Source organism: Streptomyces sp. SAS_270 (assembly GCF_052543295.1).
In genome coordinates this window covers 35,490-62,401 of record NZ_JBMNDS010000052.1, presented here as the reverse complement: position 1 = coordinate 62,401, position 26,912 = coordinate 35,490, and the positions used below count along the sequence as shown (strand labels likewise).

Sequence of the window (26,912 nt, the reverse complement as noted above, 5' to 3'; positions counted from 1 at the left end):
GGAACGATCAGTCAAGCGAGAGTGCGGTCAGGCAGAGGGCTCGGTCGGGCAGCGGCTCTACGAGGCCCGGACCTCGTACGTGGCGACGCGTACCGTCTCGTCGTCCAGGCACTGCCCCGACGCCAGGTCGAAGCGCTGCTTGAGGAGCGGGGAGGCCACGAACGGGCGGCCCTGGTGGGTGCCCGTCAGTCCACGGGAGAGGACGGCGGCGCCACCGAAGGGGTCGCGGTTGTCGATGGCGTACAGCTCTCCCGCGCGGTCCCGGAACAGGGCCGCCTGACGGCCGTCCGGCAGCAGCGCCGCCACCCCGCGGCCCGGCAGCAGCGCGCTCAGGTCGCAGACTGTGAACCAGCCCTCGTCGAGCTGCAGTTGGATCTTCAGGTCGGTCGTTTCGAGTGCCAGGGTCATCGCTGGGCGCTCCCTTCCAGGGGACGGTGGCCGATGGTCAGCAGCGGCAGGTCGGGCTTGATCTGGTCGCGCTCGGGGACGAAGCCGACGACCGGGTCGGGGGTGTCGGGCGCGTTCACGAAGGACACGAACCGGGCGAGCTTGTCGGGGTTGGTGATGGTGGTCGCCCACTCGTCGGCGTAGTTCGCGACGTGCGCGGCCATCAGGGACTCCAGCTCCTCGCAGATGCCGAGCGAGTCCTCCACCACCACGTCCCGCACGTGGTCGAGGCCGCCGGGGATCCGCTCCAGCCAGGTCGACGTGCGCTCCAGGCGGTCGGCGGTGCGGATGTAGAACATCAGGAACCGGTCGATCAGGCGGACCAGTTCGGCGTCCGACAGATCCTGCGCGAGCAGGTCCGCGTGGCGCGGGGTCGCGCCGCCGTTGCCGCCGACGTACAGGTTCCAGCCGTTGGCGGTGGCGATGATGCCGAAGTCCTTCGACTGGGCCTCGGCGCACTCGCGGGCGCACCCGGAGACCGCCGACTTGAGCTTGTGCGGGGACCTGAGCCCCCGGTAGCGCAGCTCCAGGTCGATCGCCATGCGGACGGAGTCCTGCACGCCGTAGCGGCACCAGGTCTGCCCCACGCAGGACTTGACCGTGCGCAGCGACTTTCCGTACGCGTGCCCGGACTCGAAGCCCGCGTCCACCAACCTCGCCCAGATCAGCGGGAGTTGCTCGACGCGTGCGCCGAACATGTCGATGCGCTGGCCGCCGGTGATCTTCGTGTAGAGGCCGAAGTCGCGGGCCACCTCGCCGATCACGATGAGGCCCTCGGGGGTGATCTCACCGCCGGGGATGCGCGGGACGACCGAGTACGAGCCGTTCTTCTGCAGGTTGGCGAGGAAGTGGTCGTTGCTGTCCTGCAGGGCCGCCTGCTCGCCGTCCAGGACATAGCCGCTCGCGCCGATCGTCGGGGCGAGGGAGGCGATGATCGAGCCGACCGCCGGCTTGCAGACCTCGCAGCCGTCGCCGCCCTTGGCGTTGTCGCGGCCGTAGCGGTCCAGCAGGTCCTGGTAGGTGTTGATGCGCAGGGCGAGGACGATCTCGTAGAGCTCCTCGCGGGTCTGCGAGAAGCAGCCGCACAGGCCCTTGTCGACCTCGACGCCGCCGGCCTCCAGCTCCGCGGTGACCAGCTGACCGAGCACCTTGACGCAACTGCCGCACGTCGTACCGGCCTTGGTGCACTTCTTCACCTCGGGCACGGTGGTGCAGTTGTGCTCGGTGACCGCGTCGCGGATGGTGCCCTTGCGGACGTTGTTGCAGGAACAGATGATCGCGTCGTCCGGCAGCGCGGACGGGCCGAGCTGGACGGACTCGCCGGCGCCGGCGGGCAGCACCAGTGACTCGGGCGAGACCGGCGGGACGGAGCCGGTGAACGCCTTCAGCGTGCCGTACGCGTCCGCGTCGCCGACCAGGATGCCGCCGAGCAGCGTGCCGTCGCGGCCGATGACCAGCTTCTTGTACAGGCCGGAGCGGGAGTCGGAGTAGACGACGTCCAGGCAGTCGTCGGCGGTGCCGTGCGCGTCGCCGAAGGACGCCACGTCGACGCCGAGCAACTTGAGCTTGGTGGAAAGGTCGGCGCCGGTGAACGTCAGCTGCTCCGACTCGTCCGCGGCGATGGTCGCGGCGACCGTCTCGGCCTGCTCGTAACCGGGGGCCACCAGGCCGTACACCCGCCCGTCCGCCGCCAGCGCGCACTCGCCGATCGCGAACACGTGCGGGTCGCTGACCGTGCGGCACTGCTCGTCGACCGTGATGCCGCCGCGCTCGCCGACCGTCAGGCCGGACTCGCGGGCCAGCTGGTCGCGGGGGCGGACACCGGCGCTGAACACCACCAGGTCGGTGGCGAGTTCGGAGCCGTCGGACAGCTTCATGCCGGTGACCGCGCCGTCCTCGCCGACCACGATCTCCTGGGTGCCCACCCCGGTGTGGACGCTCAGGCCCATGTTCTCGATGGTGCGCAGCAGCGCGGCGCCGCCGCCCTCGTCGACCTGGACGGGCATCAGCCGAGGCGCGAACTCCACGATGTGGGAGGTGAGTCCGAGACCCTTGAGCGCGCCCGCCGCCTCCAGGCCCAGCAGACCGCCGCCGACCACCGCGCCCGTCGTCGCCTTCGACTTCGCGTACGCCTCGATCGCGAGGAGGTCCTCGATCGTGCGGTAGACGAAGCAGCCCTCGGCGTCCTTGTTCGGGACGGGCGGGACGAACGGGAGGGAGCCGGTGGCCAGGACGAGGACGTCGTAGTCGACGGCCAGACCGGACCGGGCCGTCACCCTGCGGGCCTCCCGGTCGATCGACTGCGCCGGGTCGCCGACGTACAGCTCGATCCCGTGTTCGCTGATGAACTCCATGTCCGTCATGGAGAGTTCCTCGGGCGTGGTGCCGGAGAAGTACGAGGTGAGGTGGACCCGGTCGTACGCGGGGCGAGGCTCCTCGCACAGCACGACCACACGGTGCGTGGCGGTCAGGCCGCGCCCGGCGAGCGCTTCGAGGAAGCGCTGGCCGACCATGCCATGGCCGACGAGCACGATCGTGGGGCGGGGCTGGTCCCCAACAATTGCGGTCGTGGTCATCAGGAGCCTCCATCGTTGGTGAGCAGGTGGAGCAGAGGGCCGCCGTCGGAGGGGAGCGGCTCTGCTCCCTCCCAGGCGCGCGCGAGCGCGCCGACGGTGCCGAGTTCGCCGACGAGTACGCCGCCGACCAGGCGGTCGTCGCGGACGACGACCCTGCGGTACGTGCCGCGCGTGGCGTCGGCGAGCTGGATCACGTCGTCGCCGGGGCGCGGGGTGGGCTCGCCGAAGGCGGCGAGATCCAGGAAGTCCTGGCCGGCCAGGGTGAGCCGGGTCAGGGAACGGGTGCCGGTGTAGCGGGCGGTCCCGTTCGCGGGGTGTCCGGCCTCGCTCGCCAGCAACTCGGCCAGTACATCGGCCTGTTCGAGGGCGGGAGTCGCGAGCCCGTACACCGTGTCCGCGTGCTGTGCGCAGTCGCCGATCGCCCGGATGTGCGGGTCGGACGTACGGAGTTCGTCGTCGACCACGACGCCCTTGCGGACATCGAGCCCGGCGATCTGCGCGAGGCCCACACGCGGGTGGACTCCGCAGGCGAGGACCACCAGGTCCGCGTCGAGGGCGTACCCGTCGGCCATCTCGACCGAGCGGACCATGCCGCCGACGCAGCGCACGTCGCGCACCCGGCACTCCGTGTGCACCTCGACGCCCAGCTCCTCCAGGTGCCGCAGCACCAGGTGGGAGGCGCCGGGGTCGAGTTGACGTTCCATCAGCCGCTCGGACTGCTGCGCGAGGACGACCTGCGCGCCGCGCTCGGCGAGCGCGCGGGCGGCCGACACCCCGAGGAGCCCGCCGCCGATGACGACCGCCCGCATGCCCGGCCGTACGGCCTTCGACAGGCCCAGGCAGTCGTCCATCGTGCGGAACGCGTGGACGCCGTCGGGGAGTTCGTGGTCGGGGGTGAACAGGCCGCGCAGGGGCGGAAGCACGGCGTTCGAGCCGGTGGCCAGCACGAGCGTGTCGTATCCGATCACCGAACCGTCGGCGCACGTCACCTGCCGCTCGGCACGGTCGATGCCGGCCACCCGGGCGCGGGTCAGTTGCGCGGGCGTCGGCAGCGCGATCACCTCGGGGGCGTAGCGGCCGGCCAGCACCTCGGCGAGCAGGACCCGGTTGTACGGGCTGTGCTCCTCCTCGCCGACCAGCAGCGCGGGCACGCCGAGCTCACCCAGTCGCCGGGCGAGACGTACGCCCGCGAGCCCGGCGCCGATCACCACCACACGCGTATTCGAGGTCATGTACCGCAGCGTGCGATGCCGGTGTTACCCGGCAGCATCACCTCTGTTTCCCACGAGGAACGCTGCCCTCAGCGAGAGCACGACGGGAGTGTGAGGGTTCGGGACACGCGCCGGTGGCGTGCTGTGAGGTGCGGCGGGATACGCCGGGGAGGTACGGGGTGGGGTTAACCGAACCGACGGGTTCCGTGCAGGCACCATCGTGTACGGCCCGCGCGGACGGAACCCTGGAGAGGTCGGATCCCACCAGCTCACGCCCGGCTCACACCCGACTCTCACCAGGGGGACACACCATGACCGCCACCCGGAACCTCCAGGTTCGCACCCCGGTTCGCGACACCGCCTCGCTGCGGGCCTGGCGGCTCGTCCGTGAACCGTTCACCGCCGGGACGTGGCGCCGCGCCGGCTACGCGCTGCTCGCGCTGCCGGTGGGTGTGGCGTGCGTCCCACTCGCCCTCGTCGGGCGCAGCGGCGGGCGCCGGCAGCGGGAGCTGGTCCGGCGGTTCCTGGGCGTGGAGGTCCGGGGCACGGGGCGCGGGCTGGTGCATGCCCTGGTCGCGACGCCGCTCAACCTCCTGGTGCTGGCCGTCACCGTGTACGGCTGGTCCATCGTCCCGATGAACCTCGGCTGGCCGCTGCGCGCGGGCTCCGACCACTCCGACGCCTGGGGAGGCCCCACCTTCGCGGGCGCCTGGGCCTTCCACGCCGTCGTCGGCGGGCTCGGCTTCCTGCTGGTCATGCCGTGGGTGGGGCGGGGGATGGCAGCCGTGCAGGCCCGCCTCGCGAGGGCGCTCCTCTCGTAGGCCGTCCGGCTCGGACCCCTCCCGGACCGTCTCTCCTAGGTTGATGACATGCACCGCCTTCGCGCACTCGTGGCCTTCCCCTTCGGGCGCAGGGCCCTCGCGGCGCTCCTGTACGGAGTGATCGCCTTTCCGCTCGCCCTGGCCGGGTTCTTCCTGACCCTGGCCGGGCTGCTGGTCGGCGGCGTCCTGTCGGTGACCACCCTGGGGCTGTGGCTCGTCGCGGCCACCGTGCGCGGAGCGCTCGCGCTGGGCAGGCTGCAACGCGCACTCGCGCGGCGCCTGCTGGGGTGGGAGATCGAGGAGCCGGAGCGGCGCGCGAGCACCGGGCTGCTGGGCTGGCGGCGGGCCGTGCTCGCCGACCGCACCGGATGGCGCGCCGTCGCCTGCGCGCTGACGACGCCCTTCACCGGCGTCCTCGCGTACGTCGCCGTCGTCGTCGGCTACACCTACGGGGTGCTGCTCACCCTGCACCCGCTGTTCAAACGGTGGAACTACCAGACTGAGCGGGCGGCCGACGGCACGCAGCGGCACGTCTCGCTGGAGTTCTTCGGCTTCCAGGTGGACTCCTGGCCGCGCTGGCTGATCCCCGTCGCCCTCGGCCTGCTGCTCCTGGCGACCGCCTCCTGGCTGCTGGGCAGGGCGCTCACTCCGCACCGCCTGCTGCTCACCGCCCTGCTCGGCCCCGACGCCGCCGACCGCCGCATCCGCACCCTGGAGGAGACCCGCGCCGACGCCGTCGACGACGCGGTGGCGACCCTGCGCCGCATCGAACGCGACCTGCACGACGGCGCACAGGCCAGGCTCGTCGGCCTCGCCATGCACCTCACCATGATCCGCGAGCTGATCGGGGCGGGCGCCTCCCCGGAGCGGCTCCTCACCGTCGTCGACACCGCGCAGGGCAACGCCACCCAGGCCATCGCCGACCTGCGCCACCTGGTCAAGGGCATCCACCCGCCCGTACTCGACCAGGGCCTCGACACCGCCCTCGCCACCCTCGCCGCCGACAGCGCCCTCCCCGTCGAGGTCACCGCCCGGATCGACAGCCGCCCGAGCCCCGCCGTCGAGTCGATCGCCTACTTCTGCACCGCCGAACTCCTCGCCAACGCCACGAAACACAGCGGGGCGTCCACGGTCGCGGTGGAGGTGACCGCCCGGGACGGGCTGCTGCGGCTGCGCGTCCACGACGACGGGTGCGGGGGTGCCGTCATCGGCGCGGGCTCCGGGCTGACCGGGCTGCTCACCCGGGTCCGCACCGTCGACGGCACACTCACCTGCGACAGCCCGCCCGGAGGGCCTACGGTGGTCACCGTCGAGCTGCCGTACGCCTGAACCATGGATCCGAGCCGTACACCTGGGCCGTACACCTGAGCCGTACATCTGAACAGGAGCTTCCGTGCGCGTCGTCATCGCCGAGGACTCGGCCCTTCTGCGTGACGGGCTCGTCCAGCTCCTTCAGCTGCGCGGTGTGCAGGTCGCGGCGGCCGTCGGGGACGCCGAGGCGCTGCTCGCCGCCGTCGCCGAGCACGGCCCGGACGTCGCCGTCGTCGACATCAGGCTGCCGCCCACCCAGACCGACGAGGGCGTCCGGGCCGCCGTACGGCTGCGGCGGGATCACCCGGGCCTCGGGGTGCTGATCTTCTCGCAGTACGTGGAGACCGCGTACGCCGCCCAGCTGCTCGGCGATCCCGCAGGGTTCGGGTATCTGCTGAAGGAACGGGTCGTCGACATCGGCGAGTTCGTGGCCGCCATGGAGCGGGTCGCCGGGGGCGGTACGGCCCTCGACCCCGAGGTGGTCGCGCAGCTCTTCGGCGCGAGCCGCCGGGCCAGGACCCTGGACACGCTCACCCCGCGCGAGCGCGAGGTGCTCGCGCTGATGGCCGAGGGCCGCACCAACCACGCCATCGCCGCGGCCTTCACCGTCTCCGAGCGGGCCGTCGAGAAGCACATCGCGAACATCTTCGCCAAGCTCGACCTGCCGCCCTCGGAGACGGGGAACCGGCGGGTGCTGGCGGTGCTGCGCTATCTCAAGGCCTCCGAGACGGCGAGCTGAACCTCAGAAGACCCTCAGGTTCATGGACGGCACACCTATCCCGTCCATAGGGTCGCGATCATGCCCGACATATCGCTGACCATGGTCGTTCTGCTGTGCGTCGCCGCGCTCGCGGCCGGCTGGATCGACGCCGTGGTCGGGGGCGGCGGCCTGTTGCTGCTCCCGGTGCTGCTGCTCGGGCTGCCCGGCGGCACCGCCGCGTCGTTCGCCCTCGGCACCAACAAGGCGGTGGCCATCGTCGGCACTTCGGGCGCCGCCGTGACCTACGCGCGCAAGACCAGGGTCGACGTGGGGATCGCCGTACGCATCGGGCTCGCCGCGCTCGCCGGCTCCACCGCCGGCGCGTTCGTGGCCGCCGGCCTCAGCACCGATGTACTGAAGCCGGTCGTCATGGTCGTGCTGCTCGGGGTCGGCACCTTCGTGATCCTGCGCCCCGCCTTCGGCACGGCACCCTCGACCGCGCCCGTCTCCGCGCGCCGCGTCCTCGCCGCCATCGGCCTCGCGGGCCTCGGCATCGGTTTCTACGACGGTCTCATCGGGCCCGGCACCGGTACGTTCCTGGTGCTCGCGCTGACCGCGCTCCTCCACCTGGACCTGGTGACCGCCTCCGCCACCGCCAAGATCGTCAACTGCTGCACCAACGCCGGAGCCCTCGCGACCTTCGCCTGGAAGGGCACGGTGTTCTGGCAGCTCGCCGCGCTGATGGCCGTGTTCAACCTCGTCGGCGGCATGGTGGGCGCGCACACCGCCCTGAAGAAGGGGAGCGGGTTCGTCCGGGTCGTGCTGTTGACGGTGGTGTTCGCGCTGGTGGCGAACCTTGCGTACAACCAGTGGGTGGCCTGACGCGGGGGCAGCGGGCGCCCGTCAGCGGGTCGGCGCGCTCCCGTCACCGGGTCGGTGCGTGCCCGTCAGGTGGGCGAAGACGACGACGTTCCCCTGATAGCCGGTCGCCTTCGAATAGCCTCCGCCGCACGTGATCACGCGCAGCTCGGGGCGGTGGGCGGCGCCGTACACCTTCTCGTCGGGGAAGTTCCGGGCGTCGTACACCTCGACCGCGTCGACGGAGAAGCGGACCGTGCCGCCGTCGCGGCGCTCCACCTCGATCGTGCTTCCCTTCTTCAGGGCGCCGAGGTCGTAGAAGACGGCGGGACCCTCGGCGTTGTCGACATGCCCCGCGACGATCGCGGTCCCCGTCTCACCGGGGGTGGTGCCGGCCTCGTACCAGCCCGCGAGGTTCTTCTTCGCCGCCGGCGGGACGTCCAGGCTGCCCTGCGGGGTGAGACCGAGGCCCATCAGCGGGGCGTTCACATGGATGGAGGGGATGCGGATGCGGTCGGGCGGGGAGGGGGGCAGCGCGGAGGGCCTGTGGGAGTGGGCGCCGCCGTGATCGGTGCCCGGGCCGGTGCCGCCCGTGCCCGGGCCCGGTGCGGTGGACGCCTGCGCGGCCGACGGCTGCGGCGGTGCGTGCGTCTGGGCGCCGCTGCGCAGCAGCCATGCGCCGGTGCAGAGGGCGACCACCGTGACGGAAGCTATGGCGGTGTTGCCGAACCTGCGCACGTGTTCCTCCTCTGGGGTCACTGGGTCCCGCGCCCCCTCCGGGCCGCGAGGGGCGTCGGACCCGGAGGGGGAGGGGACGGCGGTACCGGTGGACGGACAGCGGAGGGTGTCCGTCAGATCCCGTCGCCTCTCGCCCGGCGATGCAGGAGCCAGGTACCGCCCGCGGCGGCGACGGCCAGCGCCGCCACTCCCGCCGCGGTCTGCACGGGGTCGGGGCCGAGTGCGCCGCCGACCCCCGTCTTCACACTTCCTCTCGGGTGCACCTGCTCCTTCGTGGAAGTCAGCGTCACCATCAGGTCACCCGTGACCTGAGTGTCGCCCTCGGAGCACTTCACGACGATCTCGTACGTCCCCGGCTGGGCGCTCGGCGGCACCTTGAACTGGCCGACCGCGTCCTCGTGGTGCGTGCTGGGCGCCAGGGTGAACGTGCCCGCGCCCACCGCGCTGGCGTCGCCCGCCGCCGTGCCGTCCGCACCGCACGCTGCCGTGTTCACCGTGACCTCCCCGCCCGGGACGACGGTGGAGGGGTACACCTCGAGGGTGCCGGTGTCACCGCCGTACGCGGGCGCGGCGGCGAGGCCCGCGGCGGCGAAGGCGAGCGCGGTACCGGTCAGCGGCCGGGCGAGACGTCCGGCGGTACGTCTGGCGGTGCGTCGCATCGTGGTGCTCCTCCGAGAGGGCGCGGCCCGCGGCACCCCCATGTGCCACTGCGTCGGTCGTGCCCCTGTCCTACCGAGGTAAGTGGCACATGGGCGGGTCCGCTTCCTGAGGGTGCGTCAGAAATGATGTGAACGGGCGTCAGGGCGGGCGTGCGGGCGGCCGGCACCGGGCCGTTCCAGCAGGTCATCGGCGTGCGGCCGAGGGGCCGGGGAGGAGAACCCGAAGGGCGAGGGGGGCGCGTGTGAACGGGTGACCGGGGGGCGGCGGGGCGGGCTTGACCTCAAGGTTGATTGAGGTACGAGGCTGGGTGGCATGAAGAACAACACCGCGGACGTTTCCGCTGCTTCTCAGGCTTCCTCCGCTTCCTCCGCTTCCTCTGCATCCCCGGGCCCGCTGCGCGTCGCCGTCGTCGTGGGCAGCAACCGCGAGGGCCGCTTCGGTCCCGTCGTCGCCGAATGGCTGCTCGGGGAGGTGCGCGAGCGCGACGATCTCGCAGTCGATGTCATCGACGTCGCCGAGGTCGCGCTCCCGATGAGCTTCGCCCGCTCGCCCGAGGCGTCCGCCGCGCTCGCCGAGGTCACGCCGAAGCTGGACGCCGCCGACGCGTTCGTCGTCCTCACCCCCGAGTACAACCACTCCTTCCCCGCGGGCCTGAAGAACCTCATCGACTGGCACTACACGCAATGGCGCGCCAAACCCGTCGCCCTCGTCTCCTACGGCGGCATCTCCGGAGGCCTCCGCGCCGTCGAACACCTCCGCCAGGTCTTCGCCGAACTCCACGCGGTCACGGTCCGCGACACGGTGTCGTTCCACGGGGCGAGCGTCCTCTTCGACGAAACGGGCCGACCTCGCGACACCGTCGCCCCGGCCGCCGCGGCGAAGACCATGCTGGACCAGCTGGTGTGGTGGGGGCGGGCACTGCGGGACGCTCGGGGGGTGCGGTCCTACGCGGCGTAGGGCTTGTTCGCGGTGATGGCCTCTTCGCAGGGGGCTCACAAGCAGGGCTCGGGCCCGCCGTAAAACCGATGTGGCCCACTCGGGCCGACTGGCTACCGTGCCCCTATGACATCCGACCCCATCTCCTCCCTCCGCAAGGCAGAGTTCGGCTTCCCCGGGCCGCTGCGCGACCGTCTCGTCGCGGCGATTCTCGACGGCTCGAAGACCTCCACGACGGGGCTCGTCGCCGACTACGAGCACGAGGGCGATCCGCTGCCCGAAGTCGGGAGCCGCTCGGTCGTGGTGGACTCCGACGATCGCGCGGTCGCGGTCATCGAGACGACCGGCATCCGGGTCATGCCGCTCGCGGAGGTGGACTTCGCCCATGTGGTGGACGAGGGCGAGGGGGACGCCGACGTGACCGAATGGCGGGCGAACCATGAGTCGTTCTGGCACAGCGACGAGATGCGCGCCGCCATGGACGACCCCGGCTTCACCGTCGACGACACGACCCTGACCGTCCTCGAACGCTTCCGCGTCGTCAAGGACCTCCGTTCCGACACGGACTGAGCGGAGGGTCGCAGCGGACCGCTCCTCGCGCACTGCGTCGCGAGGAGCGGTCCCGGGCTGCTCCCGAGGGCGTTGTTCGCGGGGTCGGTCAGCTCACGGACACCGCACTCCACGCCGCCGCCACCGCGTTGTACTCCGCACTGCCCGCCCCGTACAGGTCCTTCGCCGCGTTCAGGGTCGCCGTGCGGGCGGCCGCGTACTTCGTCGAGGACGTCATGTAGACGGTCAGGGCGCGGTACCAGATCTTGCCGAGCTTGTCGTGGCCGATTCCGGTGACCGTCGAGCCGTTGCAGGTGGGGGAGTCGTAGTTGACGCCGTTGACGGTCTTCGCGCCGCTGCCTTCCGAGAGCAGGTACGCGAAGTGGTTGGCGACGCCCGAGGAGTAGTGCACGTCCAGGTTCCCGACCGAACTGCTCCAGCAGTCGGCCGAGTTGCCGTCCTTCGACGGCTTGTCCATGAAGCGGAGGGCCGGCTTGCCGAAGCCCGAGCGGACGATCTTCTCGCCGATGAGGTAGTCGCCGGGGTCGGAGGAGTTGTTCGCGTAGAACTCGACGAGGGTGCCGAAGATGTCGGACGTCGCCTCGTTGAGGCCGCCGGACTCGCCCGAGTACGTCAGCGCCGCGGTCTTCGACGTCACGCCGTGGGACATCTCGTGTCCGGCCACGTCGAGCCCGACGAGCGGACCGAGTGTGGTCCCGTCACCGTCGCCGTACGTCATGCAGAAGCAACTGTCGTCCCAGAAGGCGTTGTTGTAGTTCGTGCCGTAGTGGACGCGGTTGTACGAGCCCTTGCCGTCGCCCGCGATGCCGCTGCGGCCGTGCACGTTCTTGTAGTAGTCCCAGGTCACGTTCGTGCCGTACTGCGCGTCCACGGCGGCGGTGGAGCGGTCCGCCGTCGTCCCGGTGCCCCAGTGGTTGTCCGCGTCCGTGAACAGCGTCGCGGGGGCCCGGCTGATGCAGATCCCGAAGATGCACAGGTCCGTCTTGTTCGCGGCGTCGCCGGTGTAGGTGTTGCCGCGCGTCGGGTCCTTCAGCTGGTACGTCGACCCGGACAGGGTCGTCTCCAGCGGAACCGTGCCGCCGTACAGCGACTTGCCGTCGCCTGTCGCCGTCTCGATGCTGTCCCACGCGTCGATCTGGGCACCCGTGCGGGCGTCGGTGAGCACGGTGCGCGCGACCGGGTTGCCGAGCGAGTCCTGCGCGACCGCCTCGGTGCGCCAGGCGAGCTTCGGTGCGCCGTGCAGGGCGTCAACGACCAACTGGGGCTTGGCGGTCACCTTCTTCAGCGTCTCGCCGAGGTTCGCGGCGCGCAGCGCGTTCACCGCGAGGTCGGCCGCCTTCGGCGCGGCGAGCGCGGGCGTGACGGTGGAGAGGGAGAGCGGGCTCCGGGTGGCGCGGTCGGCGCTGCGGTAGGAGCCGTTCGGTGCCAGGTGGACGACGAAGTCGCCGCCCAGGACCGGGAGTTGGCGATACGTGCGGTCGTATCGGACGTGCTGGGTGCCGTCCGCGTCGACGACCACGTCCCGGACCGCGGTGCCCTGCGCGGAGGTGAGGCCCAGACGGGCGGCGTAGTCCACGAGCACCGACGCCGCGTTGTCGAGCGCGGTGGCCCTGGTCGGTCTGTCGGCCGCGGTGGCGACGGGGGAGAGCGCGGCGGTCAGCAGTGCGGCCGTGGTGACGGCCACGCCGGCCGCGGCGAGACGAGAACCTCGGATGTGCCGTATCTGCGGTATCTGCCCTGTCCGACTCATCGGTCTCCTCGGGAAGGCGCCTCGGGGCGCGTGGGGGCGGCGCTGATGTCGACTGAGATTTAAGGGGCCATGACATGTCATGTCCATAGCGCGCACTGGCGGATGTGTGTGGGTGTCTGGCGGTGTTTGGGGAGCGAGAATCGTTTCTGCGAAGGCTTTGAAGGGAGTTCGACCATGGCCACCGTCGACTGGCTCACCGTTCTGACCACCACCGATGCCGCGGAGAAGGCGGAGGCGCTCGCCCGGGGCGCGGTGGAGGCCCGGGCCGCGGCCTGCGCGCAGATCTCGGGGCCGGTGACGTCCGTCTACCGCTGGAAGGGAGTCGTGGAGACCGCCGCCGAGTGGCAGGTGCTGTTCAAGACCACCGCCGCGCGCTATGACGACCTGGAGTCGTATCTGCGCCACGCGCACGACTACGACACCCCCGAGATCATCGCGACGCCGATCGTGCGGGGGAGCGCCGACTATCTGCGGTGGGTCGAGGAGGAGACCACCGAGGAGGCTTCCGCGGAGGCCGGCGGGTGACGCTGCCCTTCTTCGTCTACGGCACCCTGCTCCCCGGCGAGCACAACCACGACCTCTTCCTGCGCGGGCGTACGGCGGCCGAGGAGCCCGGACGGCTCACCGGCGCGGTGCTGTACGACGGGCCCGGCTATCCGTACGCCGTCGAGGAACCGGGCGGGGTGGTGTGCGGGGAACTGGTGACCGCCCTGCCCGAGGCGTACGAGGAGTTGCTCGGTGCGCTCGACCGGCTGGAGGAGTTCGTCCCGGGCGGCCCCGGCAACCTGTACGAGCGGGTGGCCCGGGAGGTCGAGCGCCCGGACGGCACGGACGTGCGCGCCTGGGTGTACGTGGCCGCCCCCGCCGTCGCCGCCCAACTCCGGGCGCGCGGAAGGCTGATCGCGGGCGGCGACTGGCGGGCCGCCCATGACTGAACTACGCCTCGGCCGTGCCGCGCAGGTGGCCCGGGGAGGGTGCGCGGGCCGGCTGCGCCGTGGCCGGGGTGGAGGCGATCTCGGCGTGGGTGAAGAACGGTAGGACGGCTGTGGGTGGGCCCGCGCCGCGTGCTGCGCCCCGTGCCGTGCTGCGTGCTGCGTGCTGCGTGCTGCGTGCCGCGTGCCGCGTGCCGCGCCCGTGCCGTGCCGCGTGCCGCGCCCGTGCCGTGCCGCGTGCCGCGCCCGTGCCGTGCCGCGTGCCGCGCCCGTGCCGTGCCGCGTGCCGCACCCCGTGCTGCGTGCCGTGCTGCGTGCCGTGCCGCGTGCCGCGCCCGTGCCGTGCTGCGTGCTGCGCTGCGTGCCGTGCCGTGGCCGTGCCGCACCCCCGTTCCCGGGCGCCCCCCCCGAGATCGGTGAGCAGCGCAGCGGGCGTCTTCGCCCTCTGCGGCCGAGGCTCGACGCAAGGCCCATGACCGGCCGCCGGGCGCGGCCCAGGCGCCGACATCCGCCGCCCCACCCCGGGACGGCCAAGCGGCCCCAGCCCGCTCTCCGCCCTACCGCACCGCTTCGAGCCGCACCGCACACGTCTTGAACTCCGGCATGCGCGATGTCGGGTCGAGGGCCGGGTTGGTCAGGGTGTTGGCTCTTCCCTCGCCCGGCCAGTGGAACGGCATGAAGACGGTGTCCGGGCGGATGGACGTGGTGATCCGGGCGGGGGCCACGGCGCGGCCCCGCCGGGACACGACGGCCACGGCGTCCCCGTCCGCCGCCCCGAGCCGGTCCGCGAGCCGCGGGTGCATCTCCACGAAGGGGCCGGGCGCGGCGGCGTTGAGTTCGGCGACGCGGCGCGTCTGCGCCCCGGACTGGTACTGCGCGACCACGCGTCCGGTGGTCAGCAGCACCGGGTACTCGTCGTCCGGCTCCTCCGCGGCCGGCCGGTGCGACACCGGCACGAACCGCGCCCGGCCGTCCTCGGTGGCGAACCGGTCGAGGAACAGGCGGGGGGTGCCGGGGTGGACCCCGTCGACGGGCTCGCCCGCCGGGTCGTCCGGCAGCACGTCGAGGGAGGCGTCCTCGGGGTCCTCCGCCGCGCCCTCCGTCGCCGGGCACGGCCAGAACACCCCGTTCTCCTCCGCCAGCCGCCGGTAGGTGATCCCCGAGTAGTCCGCGGGCCCGCCCGCACTCGCCCGGCGCAGCTCGTCGAAGACCTCCTCCGGGTCCGTCGGGAAGCCCTTCTCCACGCCCAGCCGGTCGGCGAGTTCATGCAGGACGTCGAGGTCGCTGCGTACGCCGGAGGGCGGGGAGATCGCGCGGCGGCGCAGCAGGACGCGGCCCTCCAGGTTCGTGGTCGTGCCGGTTTCCTCGGCCCACTGGGTGACGGGCAGGACCACGTCGGCGAGGGCCGCCGTCTCGGACAGGACGACGTCCGCGACCGCCAGGAAGTCGAGTGACCTGATGCGCTCCTCGATGTGCGCGGCGCGGGGCGCGGACACCACCGGGTTGGAGCCCATCAGGAGCAGCGAGCGGATGTCCGAGCCGAGGGCGTCGAGGAGTTCGTACGCACTGCGGCCCGGGCCCGGCAGGGAGTCCGGGTCGACGCCCCACACGTCGGCGACATGGCGGCGCGCGGCGGGATCGGTGAGCTTGCGGTAGCCGGGCAACTGGTCGGCCTTCTGGCCGTGTTCGCGGCCGCCCTGCCCGTTGCCCTGCCCGGTCAGGCAGCCGTAGCCGGACAGTGGCTGTCCCGAACGCCCGGTCGCCAGGCAGAGGTTGATCCACGCGCCGACCGTGTCGGTTCCCTTGGACTGCTGCTCGGGCCCGCGCGCGGTGAGCACCATGGCGTTCGCGGGCTCGCAGAACAGCCGTACCGCCTCCCGGAGTTGGGGCACGGGAACACCGGTGATCCGCTCCACGTACTCCGGCCAGTGCGCCATCGCCGCGGCCCGCGTCTCCTCCCAGCCGCTCGTGCGCTCCTGGATGTACGCCTCGTCCGTGCGGTCCTCGGCGACGATCAGGTGGAGCATTCCGAGGGCCAGCGCGAGGTCCGTGCCGGGGCGCGGCGCCAGGTGCAGGTCCGCCTGCTCGGCCGTACGGGTGCGGCGCGGATCGATGACGATCAGCGTGCCGCCGTTCTCCTTCAGCTCGGTGAGGTAGCGCAGCGCGGGCGGCATCGTCTCGGCGAGGTTGGAGCCGACCAGGATCACGCAGCCGGTCCTGGGGATGTCCTCCAGCGGGAAGGGCAGACCGCGGTCGAGGCCGAAGGCCTTGATCCCGCCCGCCGCGGCGGACGACATGCAGAAGCGTCCGTTGTAGTCGATCTGCGAGGTGCCGAGGACGACCCGGGCGAACTTGCCGAGCGCGTACGCCTTCTCGTTCGTCAGCCCACCGCCGCCGAAGACCCCGCACGCGTCCGGGCCATGCTCCGTGCGCGTGCGGGTCAGCCCCTCGGCGATGCGGTCGAGGGCCTCGTCCCAGGTGGCGGGCGCAAGCACGCCCGCCTTCCGGACCAGCGGGGAGGTCAGCCGGAGCCGGGACGAGAGCAGCTCCGGCGCCGTACGGCCCTTGCCGCACAGCGCGCCCCGGTTCACCGGGAAGTCGGGGCGCTCGACCACCGCGACGCCCCCGCTCTGCTCGGGCGTGAGGTTCATCCCGCACTGCAGGGCGCAGTACGGGCAGTGGGTGGGCGTCGCGGAGGTCTGCATACCGTCCAGCGTGCGTCGGGCGTGTTACGCGCCGGGATGTCCGGCGTTACGCGGCCGGGACGGGGACCTCCCGGGCGGCCGGGGGCGGCGGTGAGGCCCAAAGTCCCCGGGCAGAGGCGCGGCCCGCACAACCGGCCACCTGTGGGTTGCCGTCGGCACTTCGGAAGTTGCCGCTGTGATGAAAGTCACCACATGTGGCCGATTGTGCATCGTACGTGGCCGAACAGGCCTTGTTGAGGGTTCAAAATTCGCGACTACAGTCGGGCCGCGAAAGACCGCACGGCGTTCGAAAAACCCGGATTCGGCACCGCTCACACCGGACACGTCATCCGTTCTCGAAACAGCCAGGAGGTCTCAGCAGTCATGCCTCTGCGCCCTCTCACCCCCCGCGACCAGGCTCTGTTCTGGCATTACGGCCGAGGCCCCGCCGTCCCCGTGCCCGACCCCCTCGTCCACCACGCCGTCGAACGGCAGGCCGCGGCCACACCGCACGCCGTCGCCGCCGAACACCGGGGCGCGACGATCACCTACGGCGAGCTCGACCGCTACGCCGACGGGCTGGCGGCCCGGCTGGTCCGCGAAGGCGTACGCCCCGGCGATCATGTCGGCCTGTTCGCCCGCCGGTCGATCCCGCTGCTCGTCGGCCTCCTCGGCACTCTCAAGGCGGGCGCCGCCTACGTCCCGCAGGACATCGGGCTCACCCCCACGGCCCAGCTCGACCATGTCATGCGCACCGCCGCGACCCGGGTCGTCCTCACCCTCTCGGAACACGCGCACCGCGTGCCACGGCAGAAGGACGTCCGGCTGATCGCGCTGGACGAGCCCCTGACGTACGAAGGCGGGCCGACGAGCCGCGAAGGGGGGCCGCCAGGAGTGGCCGTCCGCCCCGACGACGGCTGCTACGTCCTGTTCACCTCCGGTACGACGGGCCCGCCCAACGGCGTCAAGGTCACCCACCGCAACGTCGCGAACATCCTGCTCACCGGGCCGGGCGGCCTCGGCATCAGCCCCGGCGAGCGCGTCGCCCACCTGCTGAACGTCGCCTTCGACATGGCGGCCTGGGAGATCCTCGGCTGTCTGACGCACGGCGGCACGCTCGTGATCCGCGGCAAGGACATCGCCGAGACGGCCCGTACGGCGGACGTCCTGATCGCCACGCCGACCGTCCTGTCCGCCATCGACCCCGCGAGCTGCCCGCACATCCGCGCGGTGGCCGTCGCGGGGGAGCCGTGCCCCCGCCCGCTGGCCGACCGGTGGGCGGCCCGTGCGGCGTTCCACAACTGCTGCGGCCCGACCGAGACGACCATCGTGAACACGATGCGCCGCCATCATCCGTCCGATCCGCTCCTCACCATCGGCCGCCCGACCCCCAACAACACGGTGTACGTCCTCGACGAGCACCGGCGGCCCGTGCCCATCGGCGCGGCCGGCGAGATGTGGGCGGGCGGCGACTGCGTGTCGGCCGGATACCTCGGCAACGAGCGGCTGAACAGCGAGCGGTACGCCCCCGATCCCTTCCTCGGCGACGGCCGGCTCATGTTCCGCACCCGCGACCTCGGCCGCTGGACCCCGGGCGGCGACCTCGAACACCTCGGCCGTACGGACGACCAGGTCAAGGTCCGCGGCTTCCGCGTCGAACTCGACGGCGTCTCCTCGGTCCTGGAGTCGGTGGCCGGCTGCGCCCGCGCCGTCACCCTCAGACGCGACGCCCGCACCCTCGTCTCGTTCGTCTGCCCGGCCGACGTCGACCCGGAGGGCGCCCGCCGGGCGGTCGAGGCCGCGCTGCCCTACTACTGCGTCCCGGCCGAGGTCCTGCCCCTCGCCTTCCTCCCCGAGACGGACCGGGGAAAGATCGACAAGGCGGCGCTGCTGCGGCTGGCGGAGGAGCGCGAGGTGGTGGCGCGATGACCTCGTCACCGCCTCGGACGTCCACGGGATCGTCCACGGATGTCATGGGCGTGGCGGATGCGACGGTGGAGCTTCCCCCGCTCACCTCCGCGCCCCGCCGCCTCCTCAAGCACCCCCGCCTGATGCACTACAACCGGCTGGCGGCACTGGTGCTGATCGCCAACCTCGCCTTCCTGGCCATTGGTTGGCCCCTCGGCATCCGCACCCTCGGCCACGCGGCGCTCGCCAACCTCGCGCTCGCCGTCGTCGTACGCCAGCAGTACGTCGTCAACTTCTTCTTCCGCGTGGCGACTTGGGCGCCGACGTCGTGGCCGCTGAAGGTGCGCTGGACGCTCGCGAAGGTCTACCACTTCGGCGGACTGCACGTCGGGGGCGCGCTGGCCGGGGCGGCGTGGTTCGTCGCGGTCGCGGTGGCGGTCACGGCGGATGGCGCCAACACGCCGCTCATCGTGATCAGTTGGACACTGATCGGCCTGCTCGCCGGCATCATCGCGACCGCGCTGCCGCCGTTCCGCTCCCGCTTCCACGACCACTTCGAGAAGATCCACCGCTTCGGCGGCTGGACGGCGCTGGCGCTGTTCTGGACGCACACGCTGCTGGCCGCCCCGGACCCGGTGTCCGTGGCGGTCCTGGGCCTGGTCACCTTCAGCGTCGCACTGCCCTGGATGCGGCTGCGCAAGGTCGCCGTACGCATCGAACGGCCGTCGCCCCACGTGGCGTTGGCCCGTTTCGACCACGGCGTGACACCCTTCGCCGGGTCCTCGACCGCGATCAGCCGCAGCCCGCTCATGGAGTGGCACTCGTTCGCCAACGTGCCCGCACCCGGCGAGTCCGGCTTCCGGCTCACGATCTCCCGGGCGGGCGACTGGACGGGCTCCTTCGTCGACGACGCGCCCGAACGCGTCTGGGTGAAGGGCATCACCACGGCCGGTGTCGCCAACATCGAGACCCTGTTCACGAAGGTGGTCTACGTCGCCACGGGCAGCGGCATCGGCCCCTGCCTGCCCCACCTGCTCGCCGCCGAGGTGCCCTCACGCCTCGTCTGGGCTACCCGCGACCCCCGCACCACCTACGGCGACGAGCTCGTCGACGAAATCCTCGCCGTTCAGCCGCACGCCCTCGTCTGGGACACCTCCCGGCACGGAAAGCCCGACATGGTGCGGCTCGCGTACGCCGCGTACCGGGACTTCGGTGCCGAGGCGGTCATCTGCATCTCCAACAAGAAACTCACCTGGCAGGTCGTGCACGGCCTGGAACAGCGCGGCATCCCCGCGTACGGCGCCATCTGGGACTCATGACCGGCCTGTCGGGAAAGGGAGCCGATGAACAACAACCTCAAGACCGAACGCCACGGGCGCGTCCTCACCGTACGGCTGCACCGCCCGCACGTCCTCAACGCCCTCAGCACGGAGCTGATGACCGAACTCCTCGACACCCTGCGCCCGTTGGACACGGACCCGGCGGTCGGCTGCTTCGTCGTCACCGGCTCGGAGAAGGTCTTCGCGGCCGGCGCGGACATCAAGGAGATGGCCGGGAAGACGGCCGCCGACATGGTCACCGAGGACTACTTCTGCGGCTGGGAGGAGTTCGCGGCCCTGCGCACCCCGAAGATCGCCGCCGTCAACGGCCATGCCCTGGGCGGCGGTTGCGAACTGGCGATGATGTGCGACCTGATCATCGCCGGCGAGTCCGCGCTCTTCGGCCAGCCGGAGATCAGGCTCGGCGTGATCCCCGGCATCGGCGGCACCCAGCGCCTCACCCGCCTCGTCGGCCGCGCCAAGGCGATGGACCTCGTCCTCACCGGCCGCACCATGAACGCGCGGGAGGCGGAGAGCGCGGGCCTCGTCTCCCGGGTCGTCCCCGACGACCAGGTCCTCCCGGAGGCGCTGGAGGCCGCCACGACGATCGCCTCCCACAGCCGCGGCGCCGTCACCGCCGCCCGCGAATGCGTCGACCGGGCGCTGGAGACGGGCCTGCGGGACGGTGTCCTCTTCGAACGCCGGGTCTTCCACGGCCTGTTCACGACGGAGGACCAGAAGGAAGGCATGACCGCCTTCCTGGAAAAGCGCCCACCCCGCTTCACCGGCCGCTAGCCAGCGCCTTCGTCACCCCCGGTTCCTTCGGTCCGAGGAACCGGGGATCCGGCTCGAACAGCGCGTCCAGGGCGGCCTTGCCCGCCGCGAAGATCTCGCGGGCACCGCCGTAGTACCAGGTCACGTCGTGCTTGGCGTCGACGCCGACGCCGTACGACTGCACGCCCGCCGCCTGGCACAGCGCCACCGCCCGCCGGATGTGGAAGCCCTGGCTGATCAGGACGGCACGGTCGACGCCGAAGATCTTCTTCGCGCGGACGCACGAGTCCCAGGTGTCGAAACCGGCGTAGTCGCTGACGATCCGCGCGTCGGGCACCCCGCGCTTCGTGAGGTACGCGCGCATCGCGTCCGGCTCGTCGTAGTCCTCGCGGCTGTTGTCGCCGGTGACGAGAACGACCTCGATCCGGCCCGCCCGGTACAGCTTCGCCGCCGCGTCCAGCCGGTGCGCGAGATACGGCGACGGCTCCCCGTCCCACAGCCCGGCGCCGAAGACGACGGCGACCTCGGTGCGCGGCGCGTCCGCCGTCGTCCGCAGCCGGTCACCGGCCGCGGTGAACATCCAGGTCGCCGGCAGCAGCGCCAGCACGCACAGCAGCATCACGGCCTGCACGGCCCGCCGCTGCCCCTTGCGGGTGCGCGGCAGTATCGGTCGCCTCGGTCGGCGGATGCTCAGGCGCGGCAGGCGCATCGACGGTGTCCCCCCAGGTCGTTCCCGGTCTGCCCGGCCCTCGGCACGACCGGTTCTCGCCAGTGGGGACGCAGCGTACGGTGATCCGGTTCGCCCGAGCCCTGCGGGCCGGGCGGTCGGGTACCTCACACCGCCGGACCCGGCACCGTGAACCGCCGGAAAATACCCGTGACCCTCACGCAACGGCCCGGCAACCTCCTGCCGCCAGGATCGGTCCATGACGGCGTCGAACCCTCCTCGCGACGAGTCCACGACCGCGTCCAAGAACCGGCCCGGTGGTGCGCCCCACGGCGCCGCTCACCTCGACAGTACGGCGCAACTCATGAACCGGATCACCAGCCAGCTCGGCAGTCAGCTCAGCCTCGTCTCGCTCAACGGCACGCGCCGCCCGGCGCCGCCCGCGCTCGTCCTCGTCGGGCACGGCAGCCGCGATCCGCGAGCACTGGCCACCGTACGCACCCTCATCGAGCGGGTCCGTGAGCTGCGTCCGCACCTGCCCGTGCACCTGGGCCACATCGAGCTGAACGAGCCCCTGCTGCCCGACACGCTCGCCTCCCTCGCCCGCGCCGACCAGGACACCCCCGCCGGCGCCGTGCTCGTCCCGCTGCTCCTCAGCCGCGGCTACCACGTCAAGCACGACATCCCCGAGGCCGCGGCCGCCGCCGAAGACCTGCGCACCCGCGTCGCCGCCCCGCTCGGCCCGCATCCGCTGCTGGTCGAGACGCTGTACGCGCGGCTCGTCGAGGCGGGCTGGCGCACCCGGACGACCGAGGCGACCCGCCGCGCCAGCGGTGTCGTGCTCGCCGCCGCGGGCTCCCGCGACCCCGACGCGGCCGTCGACACCCGCCGTACCGCTCAGCTGCTGGCCGAGCGCCTCGGTGTCCCGGTCGTCCCCGCGTACGCCTCCGCCGCCACCCCGACCGTCTCCGCCGCCGTCCGCGCACTCGCCGCCCGCGGCCGCCACCGGGTGGCCGTCGCCTCCTACTTCACCGCCCCCGGCCGTTTCGCCACCGAATGCGCCGCCGCGGCCCCCTGGATCGCCGCCGCCCCGCTCGGCGCGCACCCGATGATGGCCCGCCTCGTCCTGCACCGCTACGACCAGGCCGTCGCCCGGCCGACAACCGCCTCGGAACGCGAACTGGCCACGGCCTGACCCAGGTCACCCGGACAGCTGTGTCCCGTTTGTCAGTGCCTGCGTCTACTGTCGGTGCATGGAAGGCACTGCACCGAAGGCATACGAAGACCCCACCGAGTACGCCAGGCCGGACGGGTTCGAGCACATCGCCCCGGAGGGGTACGACGAGTCCGCCATCGAGCGCTGGGCCACCGAACCCGACAAGCGGCCCGGCCGCACCGCCTTCCAGCGCGACCGCGCGCGCGTCCTGCACTCGGCGGCCCTGCGCCGGCTGGCCGGCAAGACCCAGGTCGTCACCCCGGGCACGCGCAGCAGCGTCTGGGACGCCAGCCCCCGCACCCGGCTGACCCACTCCCTGGAGTGTGCCCAGGTCGGCCGCGAGCTGGGCGCCGCCCTCGGCTGCGACCCCGACCTCGTCGAGGCATGCTGCCTCTCGCACGACCTCGGCCACCCGCCCTTCGGGCACAACGGCGAACAGGCGCTCAACGAATTCGCCGAGGACATCGGCGGCTTCGAGGGCAACGCCCAGTCGCTGCGCCTGCTGACCCGCATCGAGCCCAAGCGGTTCGTGCGCTCCCAGACCCTGACATCAGCCGCTGCCGCGGCGGGCGGCGACCTCGTCAGCGTCGGTCTCAACCTCACCCGCGCCGCCCTGGACGCCGCCACCAAGTACCCCTGGCCGCGCGGCGCCCATCCCACCGACGCCAAGTCCCCGAAGTTCGGGGTCTACGACGACGACCGGCCCGTCTTCGACTGGATCCGCAAGGGCGCACCCGGCACCCGTACGTGCTTCGAGGCCCAGGTCATGGACTGGTCGGACGACGTGGCGTACTCGGTGCACGACGTCGAGGACGGCCTGCACGCGGGCCACATCGACCCCAACGTCCTGCACGCCGAGCCGGAGCGGCAGGAGATCTTCGCCGTCGCCGTCGGACGGTACGTGCCGGCCGACACCGACCCCGCCGAGCTGTCCGCCGCCCTCGACCGCCTCCTCGACCAGGAGTGGTGGCCGCACGGCTACGACGGGACGGCCGTCGCACAGGCCCGGCTGAAGGACGCCACCAGCCAGCTCATCGGCCACTTCTGCCTCGCGGCGGAGGGCGCGACCCGGGCGGCGTACGGCAGCGGGCGCCTCACCCGGTACGCGGCCGAGCTGGTCGTGCCGAGAAGCGCCCGGCTGGAGTGCGCGGTCCTCAAGGCGGTCGCCGACCGGTACGTCATGCAGCGCGCCGAGCAGGAGGCGCTCCGCGCCGACCAGCGGATCGTCGTCGCCGAACTCGCCGAGACGCTCACCGCCCGCGCGCCCGACGGCCTGGACCCGCAGTTCCGCGCCCTGTTCGACGAGGCATCCGACGACCGGGCCCGGGGACGAGTGATCGTCGACCAGATCGCGTCCCTCACGGACGCCTCCGCACGCTCCCTGCACGCCCGGCTCACGGGCGCCCGTCCGCGCTGACCACCGCGCGGCTGCACCCGGACTCCGGCACGCCGCACCTTCGATGATTGGGGCCAACCAGGGCAAATAAGTACACGAGTGTGACCCTGCGTGGCCTGATCGGGCCACTCCCTCTTCCCGCATCACCCTGCGTGCGGGACGCTCGCATGTGGCGACATCCTTACGAGGAGGCATCAAGTGGTCGACGCGGATCAGACATTCGTCATCGTCGGAGGAGGCCTGGCCGGCGCCAAGGCGGCCGAGACCCTTCGAACGGAGGGCTTCACCGGGCGCGTGATACTGATCTGCGACGAACGCGACCACCCCTACGAGCGCCCGCCGCTCTCCAAGGGGTACCTGCTCGGCAAGGAGGAGCGCGACAGCGTCTTCGTCCACGAACCGGCCTGGTACGCGCAGCACGACGTCGAGCTGCACCTCGGCCAGACCGTCGACGCGATCGACCGCGCGGCGAAGACGGTCCGCTTCGGCGACGACGGCACGCTGGTGCACTACGACAAGCTGCTCATCGCGACGGGCGCCGAACCCCGCCGCCTGGACATCCCGGGCACCGACCTCGCCGGTGTCCACCACCTGCGCCGCCTCGCGCACGCCGAGCGCCTCAAGGGCGTCCTCTCGGCCCTCGGCCGGGACAACGGCCACATCGTCATCGCGGGCGCCGGCTGGATCGGCCTGGAGGTCGCGGCGGCGGCCCGTGAGTACGGCGCCGAGGTCACCGTCGTAGAGCCCGAGGGGACCCCGCTGCACGCGGTGCTCGGCCCCGAGCTGGGCCAGCTCTTCGCCGAGCTGCACCGCGAGCACGGCGTCCGCTTCCACTTCGGCGCCCGGCTCACCGAGATCGTCGGCCAGGACGGCATGGTGCTCGCCGCCCGCACCGACGACGGCGAGGAGCACCCCGCCCACGATGTGCTGGCCGCCATCGGAGCGGCCCCGCGCACCGGCCTCGCCGAGGCCGCCGGCCTGGAGATCGCCGACCGTGCGCACGGCGGCGGCATCGCCGTCGACGCCCGGCTGCGCACCTCCGACCCCGACATCTACGCCGCCGGTGACGTGGCCGCCTTCCACCACACGCTCTTCGACACCCGGCTGCGCGTCGAGCACTGGGCCAACGCCCTCAACGGCGGCCCGGCGGCCGCCCGCGCGATGCTCGGCCGCGACCTCGCCTACGACCGCGTGCCGTATTTCTTCTCCGACCAGTACGACGTCGGGCTCGAGTACTCGGGCTGGGCGCCCCCCGGCTCCTACGACCAGGTGGTGATCCGAGGAGACGCGGGCAAGCGGCAGTTCATCGCCTTCTGGCTCAAGGACGGACAGGTGCTGGCCGGGATGAACGTGAATGTGTGGGACGTCACGGAACCGATTCAGTCATTGATCCGCTCCCGGGCCCGGGTGGACACCGAGGCGCTCGCCGACCCACACGTTCCACTGGACAGCCTGCTCCCCTGACCGACAGCGGCACCCGACTGTCACACCGTCCCCGTAGAATCCATGCGTGGCCGGAAGGATCAACGACGAGGACGTGAAGGCGGTTCGGGACGCGGTCCCGATCGACGCCGTGGTCTCCGAGTACCTCCAGCTGCGCAACGCGGGCGGCGGGAACCTCAAGGGGCTGTGCCCCTTCCACGACGAGAAGTCGCCGTCCTTCCAGGTCAGCCCGAGCAAGGGACTCTTCCACTGCTTCGGCTGCCAGGAGGGCGGCGACACCATCACGTTCGTGATGAAGGTCGACCACCTCTCCTTCTCCGAGTCGGTCGAGCGCCTCGCCGCCCAGGCGGGCATCACCCTGCGGTACGAGGAGGGCGGGTACAACCCCTCCCACCAGCGCGGCGAGCGCATCCGCCTGGTAGAGGCGCACAAGATCGCCGCCCAGTTCTACATCGAGCAGCTCGACACCAGCTCCGAGGCCGACACCGGCCGCAAGTTCCTCGCCGAGCGCGGCTTCGACCAGGCCGCCGCCGCCCACTTCGGCGTCGGCTACAGCCCCCAGGGCTGGGACCACCTCACCCGCTACCTCCGCGGCAAGGGCTTCTCCGACAAGGAACTCCTCCTGTCCGGCCTCTCCCAGGAAGGCCGTCGCGGTCCCATCGACCGCTTCCGCGGCCGCCTGATGTGGCCGATCCGCGACATCGGCGGCGAGGTCGTCGGCTTCGGCGCGCGAAAGCTGTACGAGTCGGACAACGGCCCGAAGTACCTCAACACACCCGACACGGCGATCTACCGGAAGTCCCAGGTCCTGTACGGCATCGACCTCGCGAAGAAGGACATCGCCAAGGCCAGCCGCGCGGTCGTCGTCGAGGGCTACACGGACGTCATGGCCTGCCATCTCGCCGGCGTCACCACGGCGATCGCGACCTGCGGCACCGCGTTCGGCGGTGACCACATCAAGATCCTCCGCCGGCTGCTCATGGACAACGGCAGCGCACGGGTGATCTTCACCTTCGACGGCGACGCGGCCGGCCAGAAGGCCGCCCTGCGCGCCTTCGAGGACGACCAGAAGTTCGCCGCAGAGACCTACATCGCGATCGCCCCCGACGGCATGGACCCCTGCGAGCTGCGGCTCGCCAAGGGCGACGAGGCGGTCGCCGACCTGGCCGAACCCCGCACCCCGCTCTTCGAGTTCGCGCTGCGCCAGATCGTCCTGCGCTACGACCTGGAGACCCCGGCTGGCCGCGCCGCCGCGCTCGACGAGGCGGCCCCGATCGTCGCCCGCATCAAGAACAGCGGCGCCCAGCACGAGGTCGCCGTGCAGCTCGCCGGCATGCTCGGCATCCTCGACACGCAGTTCGTCGTCAAGCGGGTGGCCCAGCTGGCCCGTTGGGCCCAGGGCCGCGGCGGCAAGGGCCCCGCCCCGGCCGGACAGCGCCCCCAGCAGGCGTACGAGGCCGCCCGGACGCCCGCCGGAGGCCCGGCCCTCACCCTGCGCAACCCCGTCTTCGCCACCGAACGCGAGCTGCTCAAACTCGCCCTGCAGCGCCCGGAGTTGGTCTCCCCGGCCTTCGACGCGTACGGCGTGGACGAGTTCACCGCCGCCCCGTACGCGGCCGTACGCCAGGCGATCATGGACGCGGGTGGCGCCGAGTACGGCGTCGAGGACTCCCAGGAGTATCTGGTCCGCGTCCGCGAGGCCGCCCCGGACGACGCGGTGCGCGCCATGGTGACCGAGCTGGCCGTCGAGGCGATCATGCGCAAGACCGTCGACGAGACGTACGCGGGGGCCCAGCTGGTCTCGGTGCGCCGCCGGGCCGTCGAGCGCCGTGTACGCGACGTACAGGGCGCGCTGGCCCGGGTGAGCGCCCAGGGCGACCCGGCCCAGCTGGCGGCCGTGCAGAACGAGCTGTGGGTGCTCCAGCAGTACGACCAGGCCCTGCGGGAACAGGGCGCGACAGCGCTCTGACGGAGCAGCGGCCACTTTCCGTGCGC

The 26,912-nt window shown here is 72.1% G+C and carries 24 protein-coding genes; 15 read left to right on the top strand and 9 right to left on the bottom strand.

All coding sequences use genetic code 11. The features are described 5' to 3' along the window. Positions 1-57: 57 nt before the first annotated feature. Genes nirD through ACN6LB_RS29275 form a run of 3 tightly spaced genes read right to left on the bottom strand, consistent with a single transcriptional unit; the run spans position 58 to position 4,255 of the window. Positions 58-408, bottom strand: coding sequence for a nitrite reductase small subunit NirD (nirD, locus tag ACN6LB_RS29285; RefSeq protein WP_356139468.1), 351 nt, complete (start codon positions 406-408; stop codon positions 58-60). Next, the gene (gene nirB, locus ACN6LB_RS29280) at positions 405-3,023 is read right to left on the bottom strand and encodes a nitrite reductase large subunit NirB (protein WP_445028504.1); all 2,619 of its coding nucleotides are present in this window, start codon (positions 3,021-3,023) and stop codon (positions 405-407) included. The genes nirD and nirB overlap by 4 nt, the downstream gene beginning before the upstream one ends. Next, positions 3,023-4,255, bottom strand: a complete 1,233-nt coding sequence (locus ACN6LB_RS29275) for an NAD(P)/FAD-dependent oxidoreductase (protein WP_356139463.1) — start codon at positions 4,253-4,255, stop codon at positions 3,023-3,025. Before ACN6LB_RS29275 ends, nirB begins: the two co-directional genes overlap by 1 nt. 290 nt (positions 4,256-4,545) lie before the next feature. Here ACN6LB_RS29275 and ACN6LB_RS29270 point away from each other — a divergent pair, with 290 nt between their 5' ends. The 4 genes from ACN6LB_RS29270 to ACN6LB_RS29255 all read left to right on the top strand — a co-directional run bounded on the left by ACN6LB_RS29270 (position 4,546) and on the right by ACN6LB_RS29255 (position 7,948). Next, positions 4,546-5,055: a sensor domain-containing protein gene (locus ACN6LB_RS29270; RefSeq protein ID WP_445028503.1), complete on the top strand. Its 510-nt coding sequence runs from the start codon at positions 4,546-4,548 to the stop codon at positions 5,053-5,055. Between the two features lie 48 nt (positions 5,056-5,103). After that, a complete protein-coding gene (locus ACN6LB_RS29265; protein WP_445028502.1) occupies positions 5,104-6,384 on the top strand; it encodes a sensor histidine kinase in 1,281 nt (426 codons plus the stop codon). A gap of 64 nt (positions 6,385-6,448) precedes the next feature. Continuing rightward, on the top strand, positions 6,449-7,105 hold the full coding sequence (locus ACN6LB_RS29260) for a LuxR C-terminal-related transcriptional regulator (RefSeq protein ID WP_445028501.1): 657 nt from the start codon (positions 6,449-6,451) through the stop codon (positions 7,103-7,105). A gap of 60 nt (positions 7,106-7,165) precedes the next feature. Next, positions 7,166-7,948: a sulfite exporter TauE/SafE family protein gene (locus ACN6LB_RS29255; protein WP_445028500.1), complete on the top strand. Its 783-nt coding sequence runs from the start codon at positions 7,166-7,168 to the stop codon at positions 7,946-7,948. A gap of 21 nt (positions 7,949-7,969) precedes the next feature. Here the strand turns inward: ACN6LB_RS29255 and ACN6LB_RS29250 are convergent, their stop codons facing one another. Beyond that, positions 7,970-8,662, bottom strand: a complete 693-nt coding sequence (locus ACN6LB_RS29250) for a class F sortase (protein WP_445028499.1) — start codon at positions 8,660-8,662, stop codon at positions 7,970-7,972. A gap of 113 nt (positions 8,663-8,775) precedes the next feature. After that, a complete protein-coding gene (locus ACN6LB_RS29245; protein ID WP_356139451.1) occupies positions 8,776-9,321 on the bottom strand; it encodes a hypothetical protein in 546 nt (181 codons plus the stop codon). Between the two features lie 313 nt (positions 9,322-9,634). On the opposite strand from ACN6LB_RS29245, the gene ACN6LB_RS29240 reads away from it, so the two are divergent. Together ACN6LB_RS29240 and ACN6LB_RS29235 are read left to right on the top strand one after the other, a co-directional pair. Then, entirely contained in the window at positions 9,635-10,279 is a 645-nt protein-coding gene (locus ACN6LB_RS29240; RefSeq protein WP_445028498.1) for an NADPH-dependent FMN reductase, read from the top strand. 105 nt (positions 10,280-10,384) lie between these two features. Continuing rightward, on the top strand, positions 10,385-10,828 hold the full coding sequence (locus ACN6LB_RS29235) for an ASCH domain-containing protein (protein ID WP_445028497.1): 444 nt from the start codon (positions 10,385-10,387) through the stop codon (positions 10,826-10,828). A gap of 88 nt (positions 10,829-10,916) precedes the next feature. On the opposite strand, the gene ACN6LB_RS29230 is transcribed toward ACN6LB_RS29235, so the two are convergent. Further along, entirely contained in the window at positions 10,917-12,578 is a 1,662-nt protein-coding gene (locus ACN6LB_RS29230) for a M4 family metallopeptidase (RefSeq protein ID WP_445028496.1), read from the bottom strand. Positions 12,579-12,752: 174 nt separating this feature from the next. On the opposite strand from ACN6LB_RS29230, the gene cutA reads away from it, so the two are divergent. Together cutA and ACN6LB_RS29220 are read left to right on the top strand one after the other, a co-directional pair. Then, a complete protein-coding gene (cutA, locus tag ACN6LB_RS29225; protein WP_445028495.1) occupies positions 12,753-13,103 on the top strand; it encodes a divalent-cation tolerance protein CutA in 351 nt (116 codons plus the stop codon). After that, positions 13,100-13,513 carry a gamma-glutamylcyclotransferase family protein gene (locus ACN6LB_RS29220; protein WP_445028494.1) on the top strand — a complete coding sequence of 138 codons (414 nt, stop codon included), beginning with the start codon at positions 13,100-13,102 and terminating at the stop codon, positions 13,511-13,513. Before cutA ends, ACN6LB_RS29220 begins: the two co-directional genes overlap by 4 nt. Position 13,514: 1 nt before the next feature. Here the strand turns inward: ACN6LB_RS29220 and ACN6LB_RS29215 are convergent, their stop codons facing one another. Then, entirely contained in the window at positions 13,515-13,802 is a 288-nt protein-coding gene (locus ACN6LB_RS29215) for a hypothetical protein (protein WP_445028493.1), read from the bottom strand. Between the two features lie 265 nt (positions 13,803-14,067). Then, the gene (locus ACN6LB_RS29210) at positions 14,068-16,215 is read right to left on the bottom strand and encodes a molybdopterin oxidoreductase family protein (RefSeq protein ID WP_445028492.1); all 2,148 of its coding nucleotides are present in this window, start codon (positions 16,213-16,215) and stop codon (positions 14,068-14,070) included. Between the two features lie 363 nt (positions 16,216-16,578). Between ACN6LB_RS29210 and ACN6LB_RS29205 the strand changes: the two genes are divergently transcribed. The 3 genes from ACN6LB_RS29205 to ACN6LB_RS29195 are packed head-to-tail and all read left to right on the top strand — an operon-like array spanning position 16,579 to position 20,216. Further along, positions 16,579-18,123, top strand: a complete 1,545-nt coding sequence (locus ACN6LB_RS29205; RefSeq protein ID WP_445028491.1) for an amino acid adenylation domain-containing protein — start codon at positions 16,579-16,581, stop codon at positions 18,121-18,123. 44 nt (positions 18,124-18,167) lie between these two features. Beyond that, a complete protein-coding gene (locus ACN6LB_RS29200; RefSeq protein WP_445028510.1) occupies positions 18,168-19,421 on the top strand; it encodes a hypothetical protein in 1,254 nt (417 codons plus the stop codon). Between the two features lie 24 nt (positions 19,422-19,445). Next, complete coding sequence (locus ACN6LB_RS29195) at positions 19,446-20,216, top strand: enoyl-CoA hydratase-related protein (protein ID WP_445028490.1); 771 nt, start codon at positions 19,446-19,448, stop codon at positions 20,214-20,216. Here the strand turns inward: ACN6LB_RS29195 and ACN6LB_RS29190 are convergent. Beyond that, complete coding sequence (locus ACN6LB_RS29190) at positions 20,203-20,904, bottom strand: SanA/YdcF family protein (protein WP_445028489.1); 702 nt, start codon at positions 20,902-20,904, stop codon at positions 20,203-20,205. The genes ACN6LB_RS29195 and ACN6LB_RS29190 overlap by 14 nt on opposite strands. Before the next feature lie 217 nt (positions 20,905-21,121). Here ACN6LB_RS29190 and ACN6LB_RS29185 point away from each other — a divergent pair, with 217 nt between their 5' ends. From ACN6LB_RS29185 to dnaG, 4 genes are all read left to right on the top strand, one after another. Beyond that, positions 21,122-22,057, top strand: coding sequence for a sirohydrochlorin chelatase (locus tag ACN6LB_RS29185; RefSeq protein WP_445028488.1), 936 nt, complete (start codon positions 21,122-21,124; stop codon positions 22,055-22,057). A 58-nt stretch (positions 22,058-22,115) separates the two neighbouring features. After that, positions 22,116-23,495 (top strand): deoxyguanosinetriphosphate triphosphohydrolase, encoded by a 1,380-nt coding sequence (locus ACN6LB_RS29180; protein WP_445028487.1) that lies wholly within the window; start codon positions 22,116-22,118, stop codon positions 23,493-23,495. Positions 23,496-23,672: 177 nt separating this feature from the next. Continuing rightward, on the top strand, positions 23,673-24,938 hold the full coding sequence (locus ACN6LB_RS29175) for an NAD(P)/FAD-dependent oxidoreductase (RefSeq protein WP_445028486.1): 1,266 nt from the start codon (positions 23,673-23,675) through the stop codon (positions 24,936-24,938). A 46-nt stretch (positions 24,939-24,984) separates the two neighbouring features. After that, positions 24,985-26,886 carry a DNA primase gene (dnaG, locus tag ACN6LB_RS29170; RefSeq protein WP_356132941.1) on the top strand — a complete coding sequence of 634 codons (1,902 nt, stop codon included), beginning with the start codon at positions 24,985-24,987 and terminating at the stop codon, positions 26,884-26,886. Positions 26,887-26,912 lie beyond the last annotated feature (26 nt).

Coding starts and splice junctions, on each gene's coding strand:
- ACN6LB_RS29190 (WP_445028489.1), bottom strand. CDS start 20,904: ATGCGCCTGCCGCGCCTGAGCATCCGCCGACCGAGGCGACCGATACTG.
- ACN6LB_RS29240 (WP_445028498.1), top strand. CDS start 9,635: ATGAAGAACAACACCGCGGACGTTTCCGCTGCTTCTCAGGCTTCCTCC.
- ACN6LB_RS29180 (WP_445028487.1), top strand. CDS start 22,116: ATGGAAGGCACTGCACCGAAGGCATACGAAGACCCCACCGAGTACGCC.
- cutA (WP_445028495.1), top strand. CDS start 12,753: ATGGCCACCGTCGACTGGCTCACCGTTCTGACCACCACCGATGCCGCG.
- ACN6LB_RS29205 (WP_445028491.1), top strand. CDS start 16,579: ATGCCTCTGCGCCCTCTCACCCCCCGCGACCAGGCTCTGTTCTGGCAT.
- ACN6LB_RS29235 (WP_445028497.1), top strand. CDS start 10,385: ATGACATCCGACCCCATCTCCTCCCTCCGCAAGGCAGAGTTCGGCTTC.
- ACN6LB_RS29195 (WP_445028490.1), top strand. CDS start 19,446: ATGAACAACAACCTCAAGACCGAACGCCACGGGCGCGTCCTCACCGTA.
- ACN6LB_RS29245 (WP_356139451.1), bottom strand. CDS start 9,321: ATGCGACGCACCGCCAGACGTACCGCCGGACGTCTCGCCCGGCCGCTG.
- ACN6LB_RS29230 (WP_445028496.1), bottom strand. CDS start 12,578: ATGAGTCGGACAGGGCAGATACCGCAGATACGGCACATCCGAGGTTCT.
- nirD (WP_356139468.1), bottom strand. CDS start 408: ATGACCCTGGCACTCGAAACGACCGACCTGAAGATCCAACTGCAGCTC.
- ACN6LB_RS29265 (WP_445028502.1), top strand. CDS start 5,104: ATGCACCGCCTTCGCGCACTCGTGGCCTTCCCCTTCGGGCGCAGGGCC.
- ACN6LB_RS29210 (WP_445028492.1), bottom strand. CDS start 16,215: ATGCAGACCTCCGCGACGCCCACCCACTGCCCGTACTGCGCCCTGCAG.
- ACN6LB_RS29200 (WP_445028510.1), top strand. CDS start 18,168: ATGGGCGTGGCGGATGCGACGGTGGAGCTTCCCCCGCTCACCTCCGCG.
- nirB (WP_445028504.1), bottom strand. CDS start 3,023: ATGACCACGACCGCAATTGTTGGGGACCAGCCCCGCCCCACGATCGTG.
- ACN6LB_RS29185 (WP_445028488.1), top strand. CDS start 21,122: ATGACGGCGTCGAACCCTCCTCGCGACGAGTCCACGACCGCGTCCAAG.
- ACN6LB_RS29270 (WP_445028503.1), top strand. CDS start 4,546: ATGACCGCCACCCGGAACCTCCAGGTTCGCACCCCGGTTCGCGACACC.
- ACN6LB_RS29275 (WP_356139463.1), bottom strand. CDS start 4,255: ATGACCTCGAATACGCGTGTGGTGGTGATCGGCGCCGGGCTCGCGGGC.
- ACN6LB_RS29255 (WP_445028500.1), top strand. CDS start 7,166: ATGCCCGACATATCGCTGACCATGGTCGTTCTGCTGTGCGTCGCCGCG.